A 23,938-nucleotide genomic window follows, 5' to 3' on the forward strand; every position below is an offset into this window, starting at 1 on the left:
CCCATATACCTTTTATTATGCGCGTATCTTAATGGATTCTGATTACAGTTAACACGAGAATTTATTTTGGGGTGTAAAATAAGTTGCCTAACTCATGCTCTATCATAAAGCTGCGAGTTAAACGCAATACTTGCTTAGCCGACGATTGCGCTAAGCACTCTTTAAGTAATGCTTCCATTTCGCTGACATGTAAGCGCCTAAGCACCCATTTAACTTTATTTAATGATGATAAGTTCATACTTAAACGACGATACCCCATGGCAATAAGTAATATTGCGCCTTCAGGATCGCCGCCAAGCTCGCCGCATAAACTAAACGGTAGCTCGTATTGCTGGCACTCACGAGCCACATTATTTAATACTCTGAGCACTGCAGGGTGATACGGGTTAAACAGTTCTGCAACCCGCGCGTTTGATCTGTCTACAGCAAGCAGGTATTGCGTTAAATCGTTACTGCCCACTGAGCAAAAATCGACTTTTTTAGACCAGTCTGCCAGCATAAATACACTCGACGGTACTTCAAGCATAATACCTATATCGGGTCGTTCAATTGTTTGCTCTGGGTATTGCTCGTTCAGCTCAAAATACGCTTGCTCAAAAAGAGCTAATGATTCGTCTACTTCTTCTGTACCACTTATCATCGGCAGCATTATTTTTAAATTACCTAAGCCTATATTTGCTTTAAGCATGGCTTTGAGCTGATCTAAAAATAGCTCAGGGTGATCTAAACTAATGCGAATACCACGCCAACCTAAAAAGGGATTTTCTTCGGTAATATTAAAATAATCGAGAACTTTATCGCCACCAATATCTAACGTTCGCATTACTACCGGATTAGGGTAATAACTATTAAGTACTTCTCGGTACCAGGTTTCTTGCTCTGATTGCGATGGAAACTGCCCTTTTTGCATAAACCAGGCTTCGGTGCGGTACAAGCCAACGCCGTCACAAATATGGGCACTGTTTTGCTGCGTGTTTAACTCCAGCCCCGCATTGAGTAGTAAACTTATGTGTTCACCATCAAGGGTGACCGCTGTAAAGTTTTGCTCGGCTAAAAAACGATTATTAAGTAAGTTGTCTTGGTGCTGTAATTCTGTGTATTCATCAATTAGCATTTGCGATGGGGAAATATATAACCGCCCCGAAAACGCATCCAAAATCATTGGTTTACTATTTAATTGCAGTAATGGAATATCTTCGATGCCCCAAATAGCAGGCACGCCCATAGCACGGGTTAATATTGACGCATGACTGTTTGCCGAGCCATTTATACTCACCACACCCACTAAGCGATCGTTAGGCACCTCAGCCAGCATGGCTGGAGTAAGTGTATGCGCTATAAGTATGGTATTGGGTGGATAATCTTTTATTGCGAATTCGGTATTAACAAGGTGGTGCAACACTCGCAGGCCAATGTCTTTAACATCAACCGCGCGCTCTTTTATGTATGGGTCTTGCATGGCATTAAACTGAGCGATTAAACGCTCAATTACTATTTTTAAGGCGCTTTTTGCACACCAACCTTGTTGCAACTCCATCTCAACGTTATGACCTAAGCTTTTAGCATCGAGTAATTGCTGATAAACATCAAAAACAGCCAAAGCCTCATGGGGAATAGAATCACTTAGTGTCATTGATAGTGTATTAAATTCTTTTCGGGTTGCCGCTACGGCTTGGGTAAATAAGCGTCGTTGCTCATTTACATCGCTTTCTTTTTCAAGCTCAATTGATTTAAAGTTAACTTTAGGAATAACTACAAATGCATGGCCAATACTAATACCCGGAGCACTCGACACCCCTTTTAATACCGAGGTTTGATGAGAAGACTCATCTTGACGCAATACTTCTTTTATTTCAGCATGCGCTAATTGTGAGGCAAGTTGCGCCGACAAAGTAATTAAAAACGATTCTTCATCTTGGCTAAATACACGTGCCATTTTTTGTTGTACTACAATAACGCCCAGTACTTTTTTTTGATGCACCACAGGCACAGACAAAAATGCGTTATAGCCTTCTTCGTTTACTTCTGGGGAGAGCTTAAAGCGGGGATGAGATTTGGCAAAGGCAATATTAATTGCCTCCTCGCGCTGTGCCACCAGCCCTACTAGGCCTTCGGTAAAGCCAATTCTAAACTTACCCACCGCATCGGGGTTTAACCCTTCGGTGGCCATAAGTACAAAGTTATCTTGGCTGTAGTCAGCAAAATAAATAGAGCAGCACTGGGTTTGCATGGCTTCTTTAACCATTGTCACAAAGCACGCTAAAGCACTGTCTAAATTCGCTTGTTGCGAAACCGACTCTGCAATAGACCTAAGTGTTGCCAGCATGTCCTGCTCCTTTAATTTACTAAACTAACTACCTTTTATTTCGCCAATGATCTTTTTGCTGTTCGCGTTTATTAAAAGGCATAGCAAAAGGAGCAAACTCTTTCATTACACGCCGATAAACATCGCGTTTAAACGACACCACCTGCCTTACCGGATACCAATAACTTACCCAGCGCCAATCATCAAATTCAGGATGGTGGGTTTTAAGTAAATTTACGTCCTCATCTTTACAGCGTAGTTTTAGTAAAAACCATTTTTGTTTTTGCCCAATACATACCGGACTTGAGTCACGGCGTATTAATCGTTTGGGTAACTTATAGCGTAACCAATGTTTAGAACTTGCGACTATCTCTACATCTTCTGGTCGCAAGCCTACTTCTTCGTGTAATTCGCGGTACATGGTTTGTTCTGGCGTTTCACCATCGTCAACACCGCCTTGGGGAAATTGCCAAGAATGTTGACCATAACGTCTAGCCCAAAACACTTGTCCTTGGTTATTGCAAATTACAATTCCGACATTGGCACGAAAACCTTCGGCATCAATCACCTTAGTGCCTCATTTGTAAGTCGATTTTTAATGATTGTTCCACATTACCTGCTTTACGGCAAACAATATTGGAATATTTACTGTGGTTACTCACAGCTTGTGCATAACTTTTGTAAAACACGCTCATTTAGCAAACAAATCCACAATATAAGATCGCAAAACTGGATTTCTCCACAGATTCTGTGGATAAACATGTTTATATATGTGTACTCATTCAAACAACCTTAGTGTCACTTAATGAAAACTGAACAGTTTATTTTTAAATTTCATTATAATTCATGAGCTTATATTTATTTAACTGTTTATTAAAGTGTGCGAAATTGCACCAAACCCAAGGTGCACAAAAAACACTCAAAGGCAAAGATATCCACGGCTGGACTGATTTGCTATCATGGCGATGGTATTTATTCAACTTAAATAAACAGTATGCGACCTATAAAACCACATTCAATTAATGACTTAATGCAGCGTGTTAATAATATTGCTGGGCTTACCCTTGGCCAATTAGCCAATGAGTATAACTTTAAAACGCCTGACGATTTACTCCGTGAAAAAGGCTGGACGGGGCAATTAATTGAATATGTATTAGGCGCAACTGCAGGCTCAAAACCACTGCCCGATTTTGAAGATTTAGGCATAGAGCTAAAAACATTGCCAATTTCTTATAAAGGCAAGCCGCTAGAAACCACCTTTGTGTCGGTAACCCCACTCATTAACGTTACTGGCATGACCTGGCACGCAAGCAGCGTACGTAAAAAACTAAACCATGTACTTTGGTTGCCTATACTAAGTGAGCGCGACATAGCCCCGTTTGATAGAACCATAGGCAGCGGCTTTTTATGGCAACCCACACCTGAGCAAGACGCTTTATTGCAACGCGATTGGGAAGAACAAATGGAGCTTATTGCGCTAGGGCGTATTGATGAAATATCGGGGCATTTAGGTGACGCAATTCAAATTCGCCCTAAAGCCGCGCACAGTAAAATAGTAACCGATGCTATTGGCCCTAATGGTAAAATTATTAAAACCCTGCCCCGTGGCTTTTATTTAAAAACCAGCTTTACTGGCGAAATTTTAAAACAGCAGTTTCAACTTTAATTTGTACAAATAGAAGTAAATTAGGGCGGCATAAAATTAAACTTGAGGCGACAACTAACTTGAAAAACTCCGTTGTGAGTAAATCATTTAAAATTTTTGCACAAAGAGAAAAAATGAGAGTAAATGAGCAGTGACAAGACACATTATTTAGTCTTTTTAGCTTCTCTAAAGCGTAGCGCCTCATAACCTCTTTGTGCATATATTCACTTAAAGTCTTTTCACACTACTTTTAACATATTTAAACTAAAAAGAGAGATAGAAAACCCCACCTAAAAATCGTATTTAAACTGTTACTGACAGTTATCTCACTTCTGATTTTCTGGTTACTGTTTTACTTTTTTTACCTAGGCAAAAAAAATCCCCACCAAAGTGAGGATTTATAAGCTTAAACATCATATTCTAATTAAAGAATTACTGACCTTTAACTTCTTTTAAACCGTTGTACGGTGCTTTAGCGCCTAATTGCTCTTCAATACGAAGCAATTGGTTGTACTTAGCAACACGATCAGAGCGGCTTAATGAACCAGTTTTAATTTGACCTGCGGCTGTACCTACTGCTAAATCTGCAATGGTTGAATCTTCTGTTTCGCCTGAGCGATGAGAAATAACAACTGTAAAACCAGCATCTTTAGCCATTTTGATTGCAGCTAATGTCTCAGTTAAAGAACCAATTTGGTTAAACTTAATTAAGATTGAGTTAGCAATACCGTTGTCGATACCACGTTTTAAAATCTTAGTATTGGTTACAAACAAATCGTCACCCACTAATTGGATTTTATCACCCATTAGTTTAGTTTGGTGTGCAAAGCCATCCCAGTCAGACTCATCAAGGCCATCTTCGATAGACACGATTGGGTACTGCTGAGTTAAGTCTTGTAAGAAGAAGTTAAACTCTTCAGAAGTGAACTTTTTGCCTTCACCTTTAAGATTGTAAATATTTGCTTCTTTGTCGTAAAACTCAGAGGCAGCACAATCAAGCGCTAATGTAATGTCTTTACCTAGCTCGTAGCCTGCATTTGCAACAGCTACTTTAATTGCAGCTAGTGCCGCTTCGTTAGATGCAAGGTTTGGTGCAAAACCACCTTCGTCACCTACCGCTGTTGAGTGACCGTCTGCTTTTAGTACTTTAGCTAGGCTGTGAAATATTTCTGCGCCCATGCGTAGAGCTTCACGGAAGTTTTTAGCGCCAATTGGTTGGATCATAAACTCTTGAATATCTACAGAGTTATCTGCATGTTCGCCGCCGTTGATAATGTTCATCATTGGCAATGGCATAGAGTAAACACCCGGAGTACCGTTTAAGTCAGCGATATGTTCATAAAGCTCAACTTTTTTAGATTGTGCAGCAGCTTTAGCCGTTGCTAGCGATACTGCTAAGATTGCGTTAGCACCTAGTTTTTCTTTGTTTTCGGTACCATCTAAATCTAGCATTACTTGATCAACAGTGCTTTGCTCAAGTGCATTTTGGCCTGCTAAAGCGGTTGCGATTTCATTATTAATAAAACCTACAGCTTTTAATACGCCTTTACCTAAATAACGAGATTTATCACCATCGCGTAATTCTAATGCTTCGCGAGTCCCTGTAGATGCGCCAGACGGCGCCGCAGCACGGCCCCATGAACCATCAGCTAAATGTACATCAGCTTCAACAGTTGGGTTACCACGCGAATCCATAATTTCGCGACCAATTACTTTTACGATTACTGACATCTTGATTCCTCTATATTCCCAAAATGGTGAATTACTGCCAACTTAATTTAAACTAATTTGGTTGGCATTTAAAACAAATAAGCCGTGCAATATGCACGGCCTATTAATATTACGAAGACGCTTTTTGGTGGATGTGAGCCGCAGCTACAAACCCTTCAAATAGCGGGTGACCATCGCGTGGAGTTGAAGTGAATTCCGGGTGGAATTGCGCTGCAATAAACCAAGGGTGATCTTTGTTTTCAATAATTTCTACTAGTTTTTTATCTTCTGATAAACCAGTGAAGCTTAAACCTGCTTTTTCTAGCTGCTCTACAAAGTTATTATTAACTTCGTAGCGATGACGATGACGTTCTACTATTTCATCGCTACCGTATACTGCATGCACTTTAGAACCCGGTGTTAAATGACATTTTTGTGCGCCTAAACGCATAGTGCCACCTAAGTCTGATTTTTCATCACGCTGCTCTACTTTACCTTCAGCATCTAGCCATTCGGTAATTAAGCCAACTACAGGGCTTGCCGATTGTGCGTTAAATTCAGTTGAGTTTGCATCAACAAGGCCGGCTACGTTACGAGCGTATTCAATTAACGCCACTTGCATACCTAAACAAATACCTAAGTAAGGCACTTTGTTTTCACGCGCGTATTTAGCCGCTAATATTTTACCTTCAACGCCACGACCACCAAAACCACCAGGCACTAAAATAGCATCTAGATGAGCTAACGAATCAACGCCTTTGGTTTCTAAGTCTTGTGAGTCAATGTATTGAATATTTACCGTTAAACGATTTTTCAGACCGGCATGTTTTAATGCTTCGTTTACAGATTTATACGCATCTGGTAATTCAATGTATTTACCTACCATACCAATAGTTACTTCACCTGTAGGGTTAGACTCTTGATAAAGTACTTGTTCCCATTCAACAAGGTCAGCTTCAGGGACATCTAAATGAAAACGACGACATACAAAGTAATCTAAATCTTGCGACTTTAATAGCGCAGGAATTTTATAAATACTGTCTACATCTGGTAGTGATATAACCGCTTTTTCTTCTACGTTGGTAAACAATGCAATTTTTGCACGTTCGTTACTTGGCAGCTTACGATCTGAGCGACAAATAAGAATATCTGGTTGAATACCAATTGAACGTAGTTCTTTAACCGAGTGCTGCGTTGGCTTAGTTTTCACTTCGCCTGCAGGGCCTAAAAATGGTACTAGCGTTAAGTGAATAAATAACGCACGCTCACGGCCTATTTCTGTACCCATTTGACGAATTGCTTCTAAAAATGGTTGTGACTCTATGTCACCCACTGTACCGCCAATTTCAACAAGTGCTATATCATAACCTTCAGCGCCAGAATAAACACGTTGCTTAATATCGTTGGTAATATGTGGAATTACCTGAATTGTTGCTCCAAGGTACTCGCCACGTCGCTCACGATGTAATACATCTTTGTATACACGACCTTGTGTAAAATTATTGCGACTTGTCATTTTGGTGCGAATAAAGCGCTCATAGTGACCTAAGTCTAGATCGGTCTCTGCGCCGTCTTCTGTAACGTATACTTCACCATGTTGAATTGGGCTCATTGTGCCTGGATCAACGTTGATGTAAGGATCCAGCTTTAAGATAGTAACATTTAAGCCACGGGCCTCTAAAATAGCTGCCAATGATGCTGCTGCAATACCTTTACCCAACGAAGAAACAACCCCGCCGGTAACGAAGATAAATTTTGTACTCATGCGAACCCTAGAATATCAGGAATTAAAAGGAATATAATACCCAAACAAGTGATTTTGGAATATAAACAGGACGGGGAGAAATTGTACCAAAGCATAGCCAATCAATCCAGCTAAAATTAGAAATTGTAAGCACAAAAAACAGCCATAATTTTACTACAAACTATTTGACTTTTTTGATCTCATCCCATGCTGCATCCATCTCATCAAGCGTGGCAGACTCTAAACATTTACCTTGGGCATTTAAATAAGCTTGGACTTTTTCAAAGCGAGTTGAAAACTTGTCGCTGGCGCTGCGCAGTAATTGCTCTGGGTCGCGCTTTATATGGCGCGCAACGTTTACTGTAGCAAACAGTAAATCGCCCAGCTCTTCTGCACTATGATCTGAATACGGATTGTGAGCGAGTGCTTCTTTTACTTCGTCTACTTCTTCGCTCACTTTATCCAATGCACCATGGTAACTTGGCCAATCAAAACCAAGAGCTGCCACCCGCTGCTGAATTTTTTTAGCTTTGCTTAAGCTTGGCATATTAACGGGAATATCTTGCCACAGCGAAGATGTAGCGCTTGCAGTTTTAGCGCTGCGCTCTTGTGCCTTAATTGCTTGCCACTGCGCTGCAAGCTCATCATCGCTTAGCGCTGTTTGCTTGTCGAACACATGAGGATGGCGGCGCGTAAGTTTAGCGTTTAATTGTGTCACTATATCGTTAAAATCAAATAGTTTTTGCTCATTTGCAAGTTGAGCATAAAACACAATTTGAAAGAGTAAATCGCCAAGTTCATTTTTAAGCTCACCTAAATTGCCCGATTCAATGCAATCGGCCACTTCAAACGCTTCCTCAATAGTGTGCGGCACTATTGAGCTAAAAGTTTGCTTACGATCCCAGGGGCAACCAAGCTCAGGATCTCTTAGCGTTTTCATTATATTTAGTAGTTGCGCAAGCGCGGCGTTATCTGCCATATTTATTGCCCTCGCTTTGCACTGTGTACACCTTCAATTTGGTGTAACTTAGAAAGCACTCTATTAGTACCCGACAGATCGTGTACCTCTATTTGCATAGTAAATATAGCAATTTGATTATCATCAACGGTATTTACATTCATATTTAGCACATTCACTTTTTCGTTGGCTAACACTACACTTATGTCGCGAATTAAACCTGAGCGATCGCTGGCTTCTATTCTAATACTTAGCGCATAGGAGTTATGAATATCGTCTGACCAGCTTACAGAAATAACCCGCTCTGGGTGCTGAGTTTTTAAATTATCAAACGAGTCGCAATCATCACGATGTACACCAATACCGCGCCCTTGCGTTATATAGCCAATAATTTCATCCCCCGGAACCGGACGACAACATTTAGCAACATGACTCATTAAACTGCCTACGCCGTCAACCACAATACCGTTATTATCGCCGGTTACTTTTGTTGGGGTTTTAAAGCGTATTACCGGCTCTTCTTCGGGGCGATCGGTAACAAAGTTAAGCATTTGATTAAGGCGAATATCGCCTGCGCCAATGGCGACCATTAAATCGTCGAGCTCTTTAAAGTTAAAACGCTTAATAGCGGGTGCTAAGTCTCTATAATTTAAATCGAGCTTTTGCAGTTCGTTATCAAGTATTTCTTTACCGGCACTAAGATTTTTGTCGCGATCGAGCTGTTTAAACCAATGGTGTATTTTTGCTCTAGCACGCGATGATTTTATATAGCCTAATGACGGGTTTAACCAATCGCGGCTGGGGTTTGGCTGTTTTTGGGTAAGAATTTCTACCTGATCGCCGGTGCTTAACTGATGGGTAAATGGCACAATTTTGCCAAATACTTTAGCGCCAATACAACGATGCCCCACATTAGAGTGAATATAATAAGCAAAATCTAATGGTGTTGCTCCCAGTGGTAAATCAAAAATATCGCCGCGCGGGGTAAATACGTATACACGGTCTTCTACCACTTGGTTTTTAAGCTCTTGCGCTAGGTCGCTACCATCAACCACTTCTTCTTGCCATTGTAATAGTTTACGCAACCAGCTAATTTTTTGCTCATAACCTGAGCCTCGCCCTGGCAATGCGCCTTCTTTATACATCCAATGCGCAGCAACACCCAACTCGGCATCTTGGTGCATATCGCTGGTGCGAATTTGAATCTCTACCGTTTTGCCTTCGGGGCCAAATACCACGGTATGAATAGACTGATAGCCATTTTGCTTTGGCGTGGCTACGTAGTCGTCAAACTCTTTATGCAAATGACGCCAGTTAGTGTGCACTATGCCCAGTGCGCCGTAACAATCTTGCAGGCGCTGCACTACAATACGCATTGCGCGAATATCAAACAGTTGATCAAACTCGTAGTTTTTTTGCGCCATTTTTTTATAAATGCTGTAAATATGCTTTGGTCGCCCGTAAACCTCAGCTTCTATGCCCGCTTCGCTTAAGCGGTTTTTAACTTGCGCTACCATGTCTTCCATGTAGGCTTCACGCGCTAAGCGTTTGTCATCAAGCTGTTTGGCAATGTTTTTATAAATATTGGGGTGTAAATACCTAAACGATAAGTCTTCAAGCTCCCACTTTAATTGCCCTATACCTAAGCGGTTTGCCAGTGGTGCAAAAATGTCGGCGGTTTCTTTGGCGGCAATAACGCGCTCTTCTTCTGCGGCATTTTTTACATTGCGTAAATGACATACTTGCTCTGCTAACTTAATAACAACCGCGCGCACATCCTCTACCATAGCAAGTAACATACGGCGAATATTATCAACCTGTACCGTGCCTTTTCCTTGATGCGCCAAAGTGCTAATAGTCGCCATTTGTGCGACCCCGTTTAGCAATACCGCAATACTGCTACCTAGCTGCTCTTCAACAGTTTCAAGGGTGACTAAGTTATTTATAAAATACGGCGTTAAATAAGCAGTAGCTAATGAGTCTGCATCAAGATTAAGCTCGGCTAAAATTTCGACCATTTCAATGGCTGTGCTTTGTCGGGTGGTATTGTCGCACGCTAAACAAAGTGCCTGTGCTTTATTAAGCAGCTCTACTTTTTCTGCCGACAGAGCAAGTAACTTTAAGCGACTAGCAAAATCCCCGGTTTCATCCTGTTGATGTGATTGACGTGTAGCTACCATAATGCGCTTTACCTCCGTTGAAATAACGCCATAGTTTCAATATGTCCGGTGTGCGGAAACATATTCATTAGCCCAATTTTATGCAGTTCAAAGCCTGCTTGCGAAATAATAGCGCTGTCACGGGCTAAAGTAACAGGGTCGCATGAGACGTATAAAATAGTTTTAAACTGCTTTAAAGGAAGTTGTTCTAATACCGTTATTGCCCCAGTACGTGAGGGGTCTAACACCAGTACATCTAAATTTTTATTAAACCACGAAGCCGTTTCAATTTTATTTGTTAAATCAAAGCAATTAAATTGAGCATTAGTGATTGAGTTAGTGTGCGCATTTTGCGTTGCCATTGCAACCGCTGAAGCAACCCCTTCTACACCAATTACTGTTTTTGCTTGTTTTGCCAGCACTAGTGAAAAGTTACCAATACCACAAAATAAATCCAATACGTTTTCGTCGCCTTTTAGTGCCAGCCAATTTTGTGCTTGTTTAAGCATTGCTTGATTAACGCTAGCATTAACTTGGATAAAGTTATTTAAGCCAAATTCAAACTTTAACCCTAACTCTTCAAGTGCATAAAATGGCATGGCTAAATGTGAGTGTTCAATCACTTCACTTTCGCTTTGCCACACTAATTGCCATTGTTGCTCAGCGGCACTTTGTGCTACCAGTGCTTTTATATCCTCTGAAATAGGTTTTGTGTGGCGAATAATAACAAAGTTTTGCTCATCGCCTTGGCACAATTGCAAGTGAGATACACTGTGCAATGCCTTGTGTTGATTAATTAAGTTATCAAATACAGTAAATACATTTGCAAATACTTCACTTAGTACTGGGCACTCATTAATACTAATAATACTTTTAGAGCCACTTGCTCTATAGCCTACATGCATTTTTTTTGCTTTTTTATCAAACATTACCGCTAAACGAGCACTTCGTCGGTAATGAGTGGCTTTACTTAATAAGGGTGCTTGCCAGTTTAATTCATCAAGCTTGGCAAACTTTTCAAATAATTTGCTCACTGCTATTTGCTTTTCGACTACCTGTTGGCTGCTATCTAAATGCTGCAACTGACAACCACCACATTGATTATAATGCTCACAAAACGGCGCTACGCGATATTCACTCGCCTGTAATACTTTATGCGTTTGCGCTTCGCTATAACGCGCTTTGTCGGCGATAATGGTGGCTTTTACTTGCTCGTTTGGCAAAGCATTACTTACAAAGCACACTTTATTATTATGTTTAGCTATGCCGCGACCATGGTGATCCATGGCGGTGATATCGAGCACTAAAGACTGTTGTTTTAGCGGTTTTTTTGTTGCTTTAAATATTTGCGCCATTAGGCATTACCTTAAACATTTGATGAATCGACTCCAATTGCAGAATACCTCATTATCCGTATATACTCTGAGCATGCTAATAACAATAATAACGCTCCCAATATGACTAAATTAGGCTTACGCGATTCTGTTTTAACACTCACTCTGATCCCCACGGTGATCATTGGATTGTTACTCGGTGGTTATTTTACAATAAATCGTTACATTGAGCTTGATGAAATTTTATATCAACAAGGGACGACTATTTCAGAGCCCCTTGCTATTGCGCTTGAGCAGCCATTACTTGAAAAAAACAAACAACTACTAAATCGTGTCATTAGCTATACCCACAATAAGCACTCCCCGGTAGTAAAGGCGATTGCATTATTTGACGACAATAATAAGCTAATAATAACCAGTAACTATCATCGCTCGTTTGATGACTTGCTCAACAACGAGCAACTAAATAATCTTAATGCCACTCAAGTTCATAAAACAGATGATTTAATTACCTTTTTTACACCCATTATTAATCACACAAGTCCTGATACAAAATGGGATAAATCGATATTTCAAACCTCACTAGGAACTGTGGTATTACAGTTAAATAGAGATCAAGCGGTTATTGGCCAGCAAAGAGCCTTACTGGTCAGTGGTATTGTTATTATACTAGCCCTAGTACTGGCTGCTATTTTAGCACTTAAACTTAGTCATATGTTTATGACCCCTCTTAATAAATTAGTACTGGCAACCGATAGGCTCGTAGAAGGTAAAAGAGAAACTGGTTTAAACGAGTCCATGATTGGTGAGTTTGAGTTACTCCGCGAAGGGTTAAATACTATTTCTTATTCAATGGTGATGCAAAAAGATGAAATGCAAAAAAACATTGATCAAGCCACCAGTGATTACCGCGAAACATTAGAGCAGTACGAAACGCAAAATATTCAGCTCACTATGGCAAAAAAAGAAGCTCAAGATGCAAACCGAGTTAAATCTGACTTTTTGGCAAAAATGAGTCATGAGCTACGCACCCCTTTAAATGGCGTGATTGGTTTTACGCGTCAGCTGCATAAAACGCCATTAAATAAAAACCAAAAAGATTACTTAGATACCATTGAACTGTCGGCTAATAGTTTAATGACCATTATTAGCGATATATTAGACTTTTCAAAATTAGAAGCGGGCGCTATGGAACTTGAGTCTATTCAGTTTCAGTTGCGCGATACCGTTAACGAAGTAATGACGCTGTTAGCCCCAAGCGCCCATGATAAGCAGCTTGAGCTGTCTATTTATATTAGCCCGCAAGTGCCCGATCACCTAACCGGTGATCCTACGCGATTAAAACAAGTTTTAATTAATTTATTAAGTAACGCAATTAAGTTTACCGAAAAAGGCGCTATAAAAGTCGACATTAGCCATAGACTACTCGATGAAGAGCGCACCTCAATTTTAGTTTCAGTGGCCGATACAGGCGTAGGTATTCCTGTTGATAAGCAAGATGCATTATTTACCGCCTTTGGCCAAGCCGATTCAAGTATTACTCGTAAATTTGGTGGCACTGGCTTGGGGCTAATTATCACCAAGCATATTGTAGAGGCCATGAGTGGTAAAATTACACTTAACTCAGCCCCTGGTAATGGCACCTGCTTTACCTTTAATGGCGTATTTAGACTGCCTAATCATGTGTTTGCCAGTGACTTACCAACTAAATCTTTGCTCGGTAAGCATGTTTTATATTTAGAGCCACACGAGCACACCCATCATGCTGTTTTATCTTTGCTTAACGAATGGCAAATAAGTGTGACCGGCTGCTTTAGCGATGCAGAATTTTTAGCTGCAATCGACAATAAAGAGCAGCAATATGATATTTGTATCATTGGTGATATGGCCTCGGTTAACGATATGCAGCGTTTAAAGGCTCATGTAAAAGCGGTGCGTGAATCAACCGACTATTTATATTTAATGCTCAACACGGTATCGCATAGTATGCGTGAAGCCTTTATTGGCAGTGGCGCTGATGCCTGCTTAAGTAAACCACTTAACCATCGTAAATTGTGTGAACTACTTGCCGCGCCGTATCGATTAGATCATCCGGTGCACAACATTGAGCAAAATGAGCAAACACTCTTGCCGTTAAAAGTATTAGTAGTTGACGATAATGACGCTAACTTAAAATTAATTTATACCTTACTTAATGAGCAGGTTGAGCTAATAGACACTGCGCACAATGGCTCGCAAGCTTACAGTTTGAGTAAAAGCCACAAGTACGACGTAATATTTATGGACATACAAATGCCAATTATGGATGGTATTACTGCCTGTAAGTTAATTAAAGAATCATCATTAAACGAAGATACTCCAATAATTGCAGTGACCGCACATGCACTGCATAGCGAAAAAGAGCAGTTATTAAAAGACGGTTTTGAAGGCTATTTAACTAAACCGATTGATGAGGACATGCTCAATCAAATTATTTGCGATCACAGCCCGCAACTACCGGTTAGCCGCGATAAACTAAAAAACATGCCACAAAGCCCGCCCCCTTTTAAGAGTGTGCGCCTTGATTGGGGCATAGCACTGCAACATGCTGGCGGTAAAAGTGAGCTGGCATTAGAAATGCTCAATATGTTATTACTCAGCGTGCCCGAAACACTTAGCCTATTAGCACAAGCTATTGCCGATGAAGACTGCAAACAAGTACTGAGCATTATTCATAAGTTACATGGTGCGTGTTGCTACACTGGCGTACCTAAATTAAAGTCGCTGGCCGAAACAATCGAAACCGCGTTAAAAAGTAACTGCGTATTAGCCACTATTGAACCTGAGTTATTTGAACTACAAGACGAGCTAGAGAACTTACTACTTGATGCTAAAGATTAAAGGCTCGAAACTATAAAACGATAGATATTGCGCCATCAGTACAATAAACAGGAAGAGACTTTATGAGCAATAACAAAGTAATTGGTAGTATTGAATGGCGCGATCTTACTGTGGCTGATGCACAGCAAATCAGCGACTTTTATGCACACGTTGTTGGTTGGCAAAAAGAGCCTGTAGATATGGGCAGTTACAATGATTTTAATATGAATAACGCACAAGGGACAATAGCAGGCATTTGCCATGCTAAGGGCGATAACGCCGATTTACCAGCACAGTGGTTAATGTATGTTCGCGTAGAAAATGCTCAGCTTAGCGCACAAAAAACGCTGGAGTTAGGAGGCGAAATTATTAAAGGGCCGACTGAATATGGTGGCGAAAGCTATTTTATTATTCGCGATCCAAGTGGCGCTATTTTAGCAGTGTATTCTTAACTTTTAGTGGCTTTAATTGTACTCACCCAAGCTAGTTGCTAACTTGCATAACAGCCGGGCTCAAAATTAGAAGCTCCATGCACCTAATATAACTAAGTAGCAAGAAGCTTCAAGTAGCTTATTTAAAGCGAGGCTTTAGGCACGCGCTTCAAGCATTAAGCGTTTCATATCGCGTACGGCTTTATCTAGCCCATCAATGGCGGCACGAGCAATAATGGCGTGACCAATATTAAGCTCATAAATTTCTTCCATTGCGGCAATTGGTTTTACATTATGGTAATGCAAACCATGGCCCGCATTGACAATTAAGCCAATACTGGCTGCGTATTTAACGCCTTGGCGAATATGTTCAAGCTCTTTGCTTATTGCCTCATCGGTTGTAGCATCTGCGTAAGCACCGGTATGAATTTCAACATACGGAGCGCCTGCTGCTTTAGCTGCATCTAGCTGCGCTTTATCGGCATCAATAAATAACGAAACTTTAATACCTGCGTCGCTCAAGGTTTTTGTTGCTGCGGTAATTTTTTCAAGATTACCCGCCACATCAAGTCCGCCTTCGGTGGTTAGTTCTTCGCGTTTTTCTGGCACTAGGCATACGTACTCAGGTTTTACCTCAAGTGCAATATTGATCATTTCATCGGTTACGGCTGTTTCAAGGTTCATGCGTGTTTGTATGGTTTTAGCCATTACATACACGTCACGGTCTTGAATATGACGGCGATCTTCACGTAAATGAATAGTGATACCGTCGGCTCCTGCATGCTCAGCTACACTTGCTGCATGTGCTGGATCAGGGTAGCTAGTGCCACGTGCTTGGCGAAGTGTTGCAATATGATCAACGTTTACACCCAAAAGAATATCTTTCATTATTTTACCTGTAAAATTACGTTTATTGAGAGGCCGCAAATAACTCACGACTTTTTAATGGTTTATTACCAAGTAGTGGCTTTAATAAGTAGCGGCTTAATTGCTTTGCCATATATAGCACATCTGCTTGGCTAAAGTCATGATTAGCTATGGCATTAAGTTGCAAACCGCTAAATCCAGAGCGCGGATCGTCTTGTACTAAAAAGCCAACTTCTGCAAAATAGCTATACGTTCGCTTTTCATCTATGGGTTCACCGCTGGCGTCAAAACTAAAATCGACGCCATAACCTAATAGTTCTAATAGTTGAAATTCGTAAGAACGCAGTACTGCTTGTAAATTAGCACCGCTATTAAGGTTTTTTAAGTGCGTATTATAAAGCTGAAAAACCTGATCAATCGGTTCATTAATTGGCACAATTCGATTAGTTAATTCATTTAAATAAAAGCCGCAATAAAGCTCATCACCTTTTAAAAAAAGTGGCGTTCCGTGCAGTTCAAATTTGTTGATGTATTTTAAATCGTACTTGCCGTTGTAATGTACCAACAAGGCTTGGAAAGGTTGTAATTGCGCTTTATGTTTAGTGGCCTGGCGGCCACTAATACGGGCTAGCATTCTAAGTTGGCCAACGCCTTCTACTAGCATATCAAGCATTACTTGGGAGTCACTATAAGGACGCCGATGTAATAAATACGCTCTGTAGAAGTCGCTATCCATAATTTAAACTGCTAGCAGATTATTAGTCTTCACCATAACCTAGGCTTCTTAATGCGCGCTCGTCATCAGCCCAACCCGATTTAACTTTAACCCAAAGCTCTAAAAACACTTTATTATCGAGCATTTCTTCAAGATCTTTACGTGCTTCGCGACCAATGGTTTTTAGCTTTTCGCCTTTATTACCAATCACCATACGCTTTTGTGTTTCGCGCTCAACGAGTATTAAACCATTGATATGCCAAATACCGTTTTCTTGCCATTTAAACTGCTCTATTTCAACAGTAACAGAATACGGTAGCTCCTCGCCCATAAAACGCATTAGCTTTTCACGAATGGTTTCTGCTGCCATAAAGCGCATTGAACGGTCGGTTACGTAGTCTTCTGGAAAATAAAATTCACTTGGCTGAAGGCGTTTAGTTACTTCAGCTTTGATCAAGTCGATATTTTTACCTTGCTCAGCCGACACTGGCATAATACCAATAAAGTCAAACTTGTCGCCTAACCACTTCATATGAGGCAGCACTAGGTCGCGATCTTTTACTAAATCTATTTTATTGATCACCAATAATACCGGCTTACCACTTTGCGATACTTTATTAAGTACCATGTCGTCATCGGCATTCCAGTGGGTGCCTTCAACTACAAATATAATAAGCTCTACATCACCAATTGAACTTGATGCTGCGCGGTTCATTAAGCGGTTAATAGCACGTTTTTCTTCAACGTGTAGGCCAGGTGTATCAACGTAAACAGCTTGATGCTTACCTTCGGTATGAATACCCATAATACGGTGGCGTGTGGTTTGTGGCTTACGTGAGGTAATACTAACCTTTTGCTCAATAATTTTATTAAGTAAAGTAGATTTACCTACGTTAGGGCGCCCTACTATTGCGATCATGCCGCAAAACGTATCTATATCGCCATCGTGTGGTTGTATTAAGGTATCAAGGTTCATTTTTAAGTATCTTCAATGCTTTTTCAGCAGCTTTTTGTTCGGCTTTACGACGCGAGCTACCAACAGAAATAATGCTATCCATGCCATCAACAATACATTCAACCGTGAATGTTTGATTATGTGCCTGGCCTTTTGTATCAACAACTGTATAGCCCGGTAACGATAGTTTACGAGCTTGCAAATGCTCTTGCAGCAGGGTCTTAGGATCTTTTTGATTAAGCCCTGGTGAAATAGCATTTAAACGCTCTTCATACCAAGATAAAATTAATTCGCCACAGCGTTCAATATCCGAATCTAAAAACACAGCGCCAATAATCGCCTCTACGGCATCGGCAAGTGTTGACTCGCGACGAAAGCCGCCACTTTTTAGCTCGCCTGGACCTAAGCGTAAATAATCCCCTAAGCCAAACTCTAAGCCAAATTCAGCCAATGTTTGACCACGCACTAAGGTAGAGCGCATACGGCTTAAATCGCCTTCACGCGCTTTAGGAAACTTAGCATACAGCGCATTTGCAATCACAAAGCTTAAAATTGAATCGCCTAAAAATTCTAGTCGCTCGTTATGCTGACCTTTATGACTACGATGCGTCATTGCTTGCTCAAGCAAGCCTTGATCTGCAAATATGTAGTCTATTGTTTTGTATAGTTCTGTTACATTTTTTTTCATTGCTATTGAATATTACCTAGGCGTTCAAAACGAACACCAGTTGGAACCCATCCTGGTAAAATGTCATCTGGGCCATTATCAAATTCAAAACTCATCCATATAAAGACAGCTTTACCCACCAAGTTTTCTTTTGGCACAAAACCCCAAAAGCGACTATCTTGGCTGTTATCGCGATTATCACCCATCATAAAATAATGATCAGCAGGAACAACCCATTCATCGGTAGGTGTACCTGGTTGCTGATAATAACGCCCTTTACGTTCAGGCGCCTGAGGGTTAATTAAAATATCATGGTTTAACGTAGTTAAGTTTTCATTTAAACGCGCTAATGCCATTGAGCCTTGCTTAAATTCGTCATCATTAATTAATTTAAAATCAATTTTATTAAATTCATTACAAAGCAGCTCACCCTGCTGGGTTTCACCAGCTTTACAATTTGGTTGAATATATAAACGCTTATCACGATAAACAATTTTATCGCCAGGCAAGCCTATTGTGCGTTTAATAAAATCGACCTTTTCGTCTAGCGGGTATTTAAAAACAATAATATCACCACGCTCAGGCTCACCTACATCAACTAATTGGCTGCGCCATACAGGGTCTTTAATCCCGTACGAATACTTTTGCACTAAAATAAAATCTCCTACTAATAAAGTAGGCATCATTGAACCTGAAGGTATTTGAAACGGTTCAAACATAAACGATCTAAATATAGTGATAGCAGCAATCATCGGAAAAATCGACTTTGCTGTTTCAGTAAGCATAGGCTCTGGTGCGATTAATGCGGCAGTTTCTTCATCTAATTTACCACCAGCAGAAGCCTCTGCCATAGCCAAATGCGCATTTCGTTTCGGCGCAAACATTAAGTGGTCTATTAACCATATTAGACCTGAGCCTAAGGTTAATAGCACCAATAAAACTGAAAAATAGCCAGCCATTTATAATCCTTTGTTTTTATTTACCAACTTTTAAAATAGCTAAAAACGCTTCTTGAGGCACTTCAACGTTACCTACTTGCTTCATGCGTTTTTTACCATCTTTTTGCTTTTTAAGTAGCTTTTTCTTACGACTCACGTCACCGCCGTAACACTTAGCAATTACGTTTTTACGCATCTGTTTTATCGTAGTACGGGCAATAACATGTCCGCCAATAGCTGCTTGAATCGCAATATCAAACATTTGACGTGGAATTAGCTCTTTTAGTGCATCGGCTAATTGGCGACCACGTGATTGCGCACTATCGCGGTGAGCAATGATCGCCAGCGCGTCGACGCGCTCTGAGTTGATCAAAATATCAACACGTACCATATCTGATGTTTGGAAATGCTTAAAGTTGTAATCAAGCGATGCAAAGCCACGACTGGTTGATTTTAACTTATCAAAAAAGTCCATAACTACTTCTGCCATAGGCAGTTCGTAAGTTACCGCAACTTGCTTACCATGATATGACATTTTAGTTTGCATGCCACGCTTATCAACACACAAGGTAATAACACTGCCTAAGTATTCTTGCGGCACTAAAATATTGGCTTCTACAATCGGTTCACGAATTTCTAAAATATCGTTTACCGCAGGTAAATCAGATGGGTTATCAATTTGGAAAGTCCCGTCTTTTTTAGTCACTACTTCATAAATTACGGTTGGTGCTGTGGTAATTAAATCAATATCGTATTCACGTTCTAAACGCTCTTGAATAATTTCCATGTGTAGCATGCCTAAAAAGCCACAACGAAAACCAAAACCAAGTGCTGTTGAGTTCTCTGGTTCGAAAAATAACGACGCATCGTTTAAGCTTAATTTATTAAGCGCATCACGAAACGATTCATATTCATCAGAAGCAATTGGGAACATACCTGCATACACTTGTGGTTTTATTTTTTGAAAACCAGGTAAACGCAATGGTGCCGCATTTTTTTGATGAGTAATAGTATCGCCAACAGGTGCACCATGTATTTCTTTAATACCAGCAATTACAAAGCCTACTTCACCGGTTCTTAAAATACCTGTGTTAGTTTGCTTTGGTGTAAATACACCTACCTGATCGGCTGTGTGTACGTGATCGTTCGACATGATTTTAATTTTGTCGCCCGCGCGCAGTTCACCGTGCTTAATGCGCACTAATGATACAACACCTTGGTATGGGTCAAACCATGAGTCAATTATAAGTGCTTGAAGAGGAGCATCTTTATCGCCAACCGGTGGCGGTACATCTTTAACTATCATTTCAAGTACTTCGGCAATACCAACGCCAGTTTTAGCGCTACATTGCACTGCATCTAGGGCATCAATACCAATAATATCTTCGATTTCTTCAGCCACACGAAGCGGATCGGCTTGTGGTAAATCTATTTTATTAAGTACAGGAATAACTTCTAAGTTCATTTCAATGGCAGTGTAACAATTTGCCAGTGTTTGTGCTTCAACACCTTGACCAGCATCTACAACGAGTAACGCACCTTCACATGCTGCTAATGAGCGTGATACTTCATAAGTAAAATCAACATGCCCTGGGGTGTCGATAAAGTTAAGCTGGTAGATCTCGCCGTCATTGGCTTTATAATTCAAGGTTACACTTTGCGCTTTAATGGTAATACCACGTTCGCGCTCAATATCCATTGAATCCAAAACCTGTTTTTGCATTTCACGGTCGGTTAAACCACCACAAACTTGGATCAAACGATCTGAAAGGGTCGATTTACCATGGTCAATGTGGGCGATGATCGAAAAATTACGGATATGCTTCATAAAATGGATTCTAAACTCTATTTTAATGGACTAAGTAGATATACCTAAACAACTTGAAAATATTTGTTTTTATATTTTCAAGTTGCTGTGGCGTAAGCGGGCAATTTTACATTTAATTGGCATCAATCACCATCTATTTGAGTTAAAGGAAGGCTAATTGGATGAATTTTTATCACTTTGATATCATGCCTGAATGATTTAACCCACATTTTAGCCATTAAAAAGCCAATACCGCCACCCAAAGCAGCAGCTAAAATTTGCCATCCTTCGGTAACTAACAGTAATTCAGCGGCAACTAGCGCAAAGCCTAGGCTTAAAAATAGCGGCAACATATATACAGTAAAGGCGTGTTTAACAACGTGGCTGTCATCAAGCGACAAGGTGATTTTTTGTCCCACCACTACGGGCGTGTCAAATTTATAGGGAAAGGTTTTTTTAGCACTGCCAAATAACTTACTAAACACCTGCGATCCACAACGACCATTACAGCCTTCGCATGCTTGTTTTTGTTGTGCCTCTAAATGTGCAATGTGGCCACTAAGGGCCACAACTTTTAAGGTTTGTTCTATCATAACAACTCTTTATAAATCGTTTATAATGCGCGGGTCACCGACTCTGCAATTTTTTTGGCCGTTAAACTAGGAATATTACCCACCACCGAAACATCAAAATTACCGCCGTTGTGCACATAAACTGTGGTTGCCCCAGAGGTGAGTGAGCCACTTAAGCGCTTACCCGGCAAAGGTCTTTGTATAAATACCGACACTTCTACAAAGCCATCTGAAAATAAATAGTAGTCGGTTAATTCATTATTTAAATCTAATTTATGGCGGTCTGATTTTAATAATTCAAAGCCTGCTGGCAACCAGTCTATTTTCCACGTTTTTGCCGTATTACTGCCCAATGTTTCGAGTGAGTTATTTGGTAACGGGGTTGGAAAGTTGCGATTAAGTATTTCCAGCAACATACTAGCAGGCTGCTCTGTAACACTTATGTGGGTAAGTTGCAGTTGCTCTAAAGCTTCGCCTTGATGATTAACATAGGCTGCTTTTAGTAATAAAGACGATTCCATATCAAGCCAAATCCAGTAGTTATATTTGTCTTCATCTTTAGATTCTATACGTACTAACTGAGCTGCTCGTCCTGATATACGCCCTTTTCCACCAAGTACAAAGTCATAATGGCCACTTAAACGCTCAACGTTTTTAAACAGTACTTCAGGAATTGGCCCTGCAATTGAATCAGTTGTAAGTGAATAAGGCTCTGATTGCGGCTCAAAATAAGTAACTTGGTTGTCAACGCGTACCATTTCTAGGCCCGCGCCATTGAGTAAACTTAAGTGTTCTATCTCAATGTCATCTTGTTTTGCATGTAACCAACGGTAGGGTTCCATGGTTTTACCTTTAACAACCACAAACGAGGCGTCAAAGTTACGGGTATGAACGGCATTAGCCATTTTAAGCAGTAAATCTTTGGCAGGATTGGTGTCGCTGGCAAAGGTATTAAAGCTGATTGCCAGCGACAGAATAAAAGTAATTACTTTCATTTAATTAGTTGTTTTCCTCTGGTTTTTTTGCATCCGTTTGCGCAGCCTCTAATGAATGTGCAACACGAGCTTGGCGTTGATGCTCTAAAACAAGTGCGCCAATACGTTGCTGCTGCAATTCACGCAAACCATTTTCTGCGTTTTTAAGCGCGGGCTCCGATGAATAACTCACTGGTGATGCAGTACCTGTAAAAGGTGTTGTTTGCAGCAATGGAATTTCGCTTTGTTGCGCGCCATCGCCCTGTGGCAACATATTTACGCCTACAATAGCAAACATAGCAACACTTGCTGCAATCGCAAGTTGTGCCACTGGCTTGCGCCAATTAAATGCCACAACTTTATTGTCGTTTATAGTATCACTTTGCGGCGCAGATTGCGCTTTAGACTGACTGAAATCTGCATATACTGGTTCGCTTTCGAGTGCTAACGCAACACGCTTGCTAATATCAATATGAATATCGCTGTGATCTTTTTGAGCTCGCATTGCATCACCAATTAACGCATAACGGCCAAAGGTAGCAACGTCTTGCTCTGCAATTTTTGCATCTGCTAGTTGTTGCTCGCCGTCAAGTAATGCAGATAACGATTCGTCATCTAACCTGTTAACGTGTGCTTTTATCATACTAAGACTCGCCTATTAATGGGTTTAATTTGTTATCAATTGCTTCACGGGCACGAAATATACGCGAACGTACCGTCCCGACTGGGCAATCCATTACCACAGCTATTTCTTCATAGCTCATCCCTTCAATTTCTCTGAGGGTGATTGCGGTTTTAAGATCTTCAGGCAAACTATCAATCGTATTAAAAATAACAGCGCGTACTTCTTCGCTCAGCAGTAAATTTTCAGGAGATGCGTTAGAACGCATTGAGTCCGCGCAGTCATAAAACTCAGCATCTTGTGCGTCTATATCACTTGCTGGCGGTTTACGCCCCTGAGCTACTAAATAATTTTTAGCACAATTTACTGCAATACGGTACAACCAAGTATAAAAGGCACTATCGCCCCTAAAGTTAGGAAGCGCACGATAAGCTTTTATAAACGCTTCTTGTGCTACATCTGCAATATCACCCTGATTTGACACATAACGTGAGATCAAACCGGCAATTTTGTTTTGATACTTCTTTACTAATAGGTTGAAGGCGTTTTTATCTCCTTGCTGAACCCTTTTTACTAGCGCTAAATCTTGATCCTGCTCGCTCATTCGAGCCGGTACTCCTGTGTCTAATTTTTGCTTATCATTCATAGTGTCGCCATTGTTCACAGATACTCTGAC

The 23,938-nt window shown here is 40.6% G+C and carries 20 protein-coding genes; 3 read left to right on the top strand and 17 right to left on the bottom strand.

The features are described 5' to 3' along the window. Positions 1-61: 61 nt before the first annotated feature. Both ptsP and rppH read right to left on the bottom strand, forming a co-directional pair. On the bottom strand, positions 62-2,326 hold the full coding sequence (gene ptsP / locus I6E78_RS06600; RefSeq protein ID WP_089367852.1) for a phosphoenolpyruvate--protein phosphotransferase: 2,265 nt from the start codon (positions 2,324-2,326) through the stop codon (positions 62-64). A gap of 28 nt (positions 2,327-2,354) precedes the next feature. Further along, entirely contained in the window at positions 2,355-2,873 is a 519-nt protein-coding gene (gene rppH / locus I6E78_RS06605; RefSeq protein ID WP_008111786.1) for an RNA pyrophosphohydrolase, read from the bottom strand. Positions 2,874-3,299: 426 nt separating this feature from the next. Between rppH and mutH the strand changes: the two genes are divergently transcribed. Next, on the top strand, positions 3,300-3,971 hold the full coding sequence (mutH, locus tag I6E78_RS06610; RefSeq protein WP_011327439.1) for a DNA mismatch repair endonuclease MutH: 672 nt from the start codon (positions 3,300-3,302) through the stop codon (positions 3,969-3,971). A gap of 411 nt (positions 3,972-4,382) precedes the next feature. On the opposite strand, the gene eno is transcribed toward mutH, so the two are convergent. The 5 genes from eno to rlmD all read right to left on the bottom strand — a co-directional run bounded on the left by eno (position 4,383) and on the right by rlmD (position 11,876). Further along, positions 4,383-5,681: a phosphopyruvate hydratase gene (eno, locus tag I6E78_RS06615; RefSeq protein ID WP_058372749.1), complete on the bottom strand. Its 1,299-nt coding sequence runs from the start codon at positions 5,679-5,681 to the stop codon at positions 4,383-4,385. Between the two features lie 109 nt (positions 5,682-5,790). Next, positions 5,791-7,425 carry a CTP synthase gene (locus I6E78_RS06620; protein ID WP_011327437.1) on the bottom strand — a complete coding sequence of 545 codons (1,635 nt, stop codon included), beginning with the start codon at positions 7,423-7,425 and terminating at the stop codon, positions 5,791-5,793. A gap of 160 nt (positions 7,426-7,585) precedes the next feature. Beyond that, a complete protein-coding gene (mazG, locus tag I6E78_RS06625) occupies positions 7,586-8,383 on the bottom strand; it encodes a nucleoside triphosphate pyrophosphohydrolase (protein ID WP_089367850.1) in 798 nt (265 codons plus the stop codon). Positions 8,384-8,385: 2 nt separating this feature from the next. Then, positions 8,386-10,542, bottom strand: coding sequence for a GTP diphosphokinase (gene relA, locus I6E78_RS06630; protein ID WP_197182185.1), 2,157 nt, complete (start codon positions 10,540-10,542; stop codon positions 8,386-8,388). A gap of 8 nt (positions 10,543-10,550) precedes the next feature. Beyond that, complete coding sequence (rlmD, locus tag I6E78_RS06635; RefSeq protein ID WP_011327434.1) at positions 10,551-11,876, bottom strand: 23S rRNA (uracil(1939)-C(5))-methyltransferase RlmD; 1,326 nt, start codon at positions 11,874-11,876, stop codon at positions 10,551-10,553. 102 nt (positions 11,877-11,978) lie between these two features. On the opposite strand from rlmD, the gene barA reads away from it, so the two are divergent. Continuing rightward, positions 11,979-14,735 carry a two-component sensor histidine kinase BarA gene (barA, locus tag I6E78_RS06640; protein ID WP_197182186.1) on the top strand — a complete coding sequence of 919 codons (2,757 nt, stop codon included), beginning with the start codon at positions 11,979-11,981 and terminating at the stop codon, positions 14,733-14,735. Between the two features lie 62 nt (positions 14,736-14,797). Next, positions 14,798-15,166 (top strand): VOC family protein, encoded by a 369-nt coding sequence (locus I6E78_RS06645; RefSeq protein ID WP_086995046.1) that lies wholly within the window; start codon positions 14,798-14,800, stop codon positions 15,164-15,166. Positions 15,167-15,301: 135 nt separating this feature from the next. On the opposite strand, the gene pdxJ is transcribed toward I6E78_RS06645, so the two are convergent. The 10 genes from pdxJ to rpoE all read right to left on the bottom strand — a co-directional run bounded on the left by pdxJ (position 15,302) and on the right by rpoE (position 23,866). Beyond that, positions 15,302-16,033 (bottom strand): pyridoxine 5'-phosphate synthase, encoded by a 732-nt coding sequence (gene pdxJ, locus I6E78_RS06650; RefSeq protein ID WP_197182187.1) that lies wholly within the window; start codon positions 16,031-16,033, stop codon positions 15,302-15,304. 22 nt (positions 16,034-16,055) lie between these two features. Continuing rightward, complete coding sequence (gene recO, locus I6E78_RS06655; RefSeq protein ID WP_011327430.1) at positions 16,056-16,748, bottom strand: DNA repair protein RecO; 693 nt, start codon at positions 16,746-16,748, stop codon at positions 16,056-16,058. A 22-nt stretch (positions 16,749-16,770) separates the two neighbouring features. Next, the gene (era, locus tag I6E78_RS06660; RefSeq protein ID WP_011327429.1) at positions 16,771-17,703 is read right to left on the bottom strand and encodes a GTPase Era; all 933 of its coding nucleotides are present in this window, start codon (positions 17,701-17,703) and stop codon (positions 16,771-16,773) included. Then, on the bottom strand, positions 17,693-18,370 hold the full coding sequence (gene rnc / locus I6E78_RS06665) for a ribonuclease III (protein WP_041454353.1): 678 nt from the start codon (positions 18,368-18,370) through the stop codon (positions 17,693-17,695). Before rnc ends, era begins: the two co-directional genes overlap by 11 nt. Positions 18,371-18,372: 2 nt before the next feature. After that, complete coding sequence (gene lepB, locus I6E78_RS06670) at positions 18,373-19,308, bottom strand: signal peptidase I (protein ID WP_011327427.1); 936 nt, start codon at positions 19,306-19,308, stop codon at positions 18,373-18,375. 16 nt (positions 19,309-19,324) lie between these two features. Continuing rightward, entirely contained in the window at positions 19,325-21,115 is a 1,791-nt protein-coding gene (lepA, locus tag I6E78_RS06675; protein WP_011327426.1) for a translation elongation factor 4, read from the bottom strand. 122 nt (positions 21,116-21,237) lie between these two features. Next, complete coding sequence (locus I6E78_RS06680; RefSeq protein ID WP_011327425.1) at positions 21,238-21,687, bottom strand: SoxR reducing system RseC family protein; 450 nt, start codon at positions 21,685-21,687, stop codon at positions 21,238-21,240. A gap of 20 nt (positions 21,688-21,707) precedes the next feature. Further along, positions 21,708-22,661 carry a MucB/RseB C-terminal domain-containing protein gene (locus I6E78_RS06685; protein ID WP_197182188.1) on the bottom strand — a complete coding sequence of 318 codons (954 nt, stop codon included), beginning with the start codon at positions 22,659-22,661 and terminating at the stop codon, positions 21,708-21,710. A gap of 4 nt (positions 22,662-22,665) precedes the next feature. Beyond that, positions 22,666-23,283: a sigma-E factor negative regulatory protein gene (locus I6E78_RS06690; protein WP_011327423.1), complete on the bottom strand. Its 618-nt coding sequence runs from the start codon at positions 23,281-23,283 to the stop codon at positions 22,666-22,668. A gap of 1 nt (position 23,284) precedes the next feature. Further along, the gene (rpoE, locus tag I6E78_RS06695) at positions 23,285-23,866 is read right to left on the bottom strand and encodes an RNA polymerase sigma factor RpoE (RefSeq protein WP_011327422.1); all 582 of its coding nucleotides are present in this window, start codon (positions 23,864-23,866) and stop codon (positions 23,285-23,287) included. Positions 23,867-23,938 lie beyond the last annotated feature (72 nt).

Origin of the sequence: Pseudoalteromonas sp. NZS127 (assembly GCF_015864805.1) — a bacterium.
GTDB lineage: Bacteria > Pseudomonadota > Gammaproteobacteria > Enterobacterales > Alteromonadaceae > Pseudoalteromonas > Pseudoalteromonas nigrifaciens.

What these genes read in the sequence shown, in the direction of transcription:
- ptsP (WP_089367852.1), bottom strand. Translation starts at nt 2,326, where the DNA reads ATGCTGGCAACACTTAGGTCTATTGCAGAGTCGGTTTCGCAACAAGCG.
- mutH (WP_011327439.1), top strand. Translation starts at nt 3,300, where the DNA reads ATGCGACCTATAAAACCACATTCAATTAATGACTTAATGCAGCGTGTT.
- eno (WP_058372749.1), bottom strand. Translation starts at nt 5,681, where the DNA reads ATGTCAGTAATCGTAAAAGTAATTGGTCGCGAAATTATGGATTCGCGT.
- I6E78_RS06620 (WP_011327437.1), bottom strand. Translation starts at nt 7,425, where the DNA reads ATGAGTACAAAATTTATCTTCGTTACCGGCGGGGTTGTTTCTTCGTTG.
- mazG (WP_089367850.1), bottom strand. Translation starts at nt 8,383, where the DNA reads ATGGCAGATAACGCCGCGCTTGCGCAACTACTAAATATAATGAAAACG.
- relA (WP_197182185.1), bottom strand. Translation starts at nt 10,542, where the DNA reads ATGGTAGCTACACGTCAATCACATCAACAGGATGAAACCGGGGATTTT.
- rlmD (WP_011327434.1), bottom strand. Translation starts at nt 11,876, where the DNA reads ATGGCGCAAATATTTAAAGCAACAAAAAAACCGCTAAAACAACAGTCT.
- barA (WP_197182186.1), top strand. Translation starts at nt 11,979, where the DNA reads ATGACTAAATTAGGCTTACGCGATTCTGTTTTAACACTCACTCTGATC.
- I6E78_RS06645 (WP_086995046.1), top strand. Translation starts at nt 14,798, where the DNA reads ATGAGCAATAACAAAGTAATTGGTAGTATTGAATGGCGCGATCTTACT.
- pdxJ (WP_197182187.1), bottom strand. Translation starts at nt 16,033, where the DNA reads ATGAAAGATATTCTTTTGGGTGTAAACGTTGATCATATTGCAACACTT.
- recO (WP_011327430.1), bottom strand. Translation starts at nt 16,748, where the DNA reads ATGGATAGCGACTTCTACAGAGCGTATTTATTACATCGGCGTCCTTAT.
- era (WP_011327429.1), bottom strand. Translation starts at nt 17,703, where the DNA reads ATGAACCTTGATACCTTAATACAACCACACGATGGCGATATAGATACG.
- rnc (WP_041454353.1), bottom strand. Translation starts at nt 18,370, where the DNA reads ATGAAAAAAAATGTAACAGAACTATACAAAACAATAGACTACATATTT.
- lepB (WP_011327427.1), bottom strand. Translation starts at nt 19,308, where the DNA reads ATGGCTGGCTATTTTTCAGTTTTATTGGTGCTATTAACCTTAGGCTCA.
- lepA (WP_011327426.1), bottom strand. Translation starts at nt 21,115, where the DNA reads ATGAAGCATATCCGTAATTTTTCGATCATCGCCCACATTGACCATGGT.
- I6E78_RS06680 (WP_011327425.1), bottom strand. Translation starts at nt 21,687, where the DNA reads ATGATAGAACAAACCTTAAAAGTTGTGGCCCTTAGTGGCCACATTGCA.
- I6E78_RS06685 (WP_197182188.1), bottom strand. Translation starts at nt 22,661, where the DNA reads ATGAAAGTAATTACTTTTATTCTGTCGCTGGCAATCAGCTTTAATACC.
- I6E78_RS06690 (WP_011327423.1), bottom strand. Translation starts at nt 23,283, where the DNA reads ATGATAAAAGCACACGTTAACAGGTTAGATGACGAATCGTTATCTGCA.
- rpoE (WP_011327422.1), bottom strand. Translation starts at nt 23,866, where the DNA reads ATGAGCGAGCAGGATCAAGATTTAGCGCTAGTAAAAAGGGTTCAGCAA.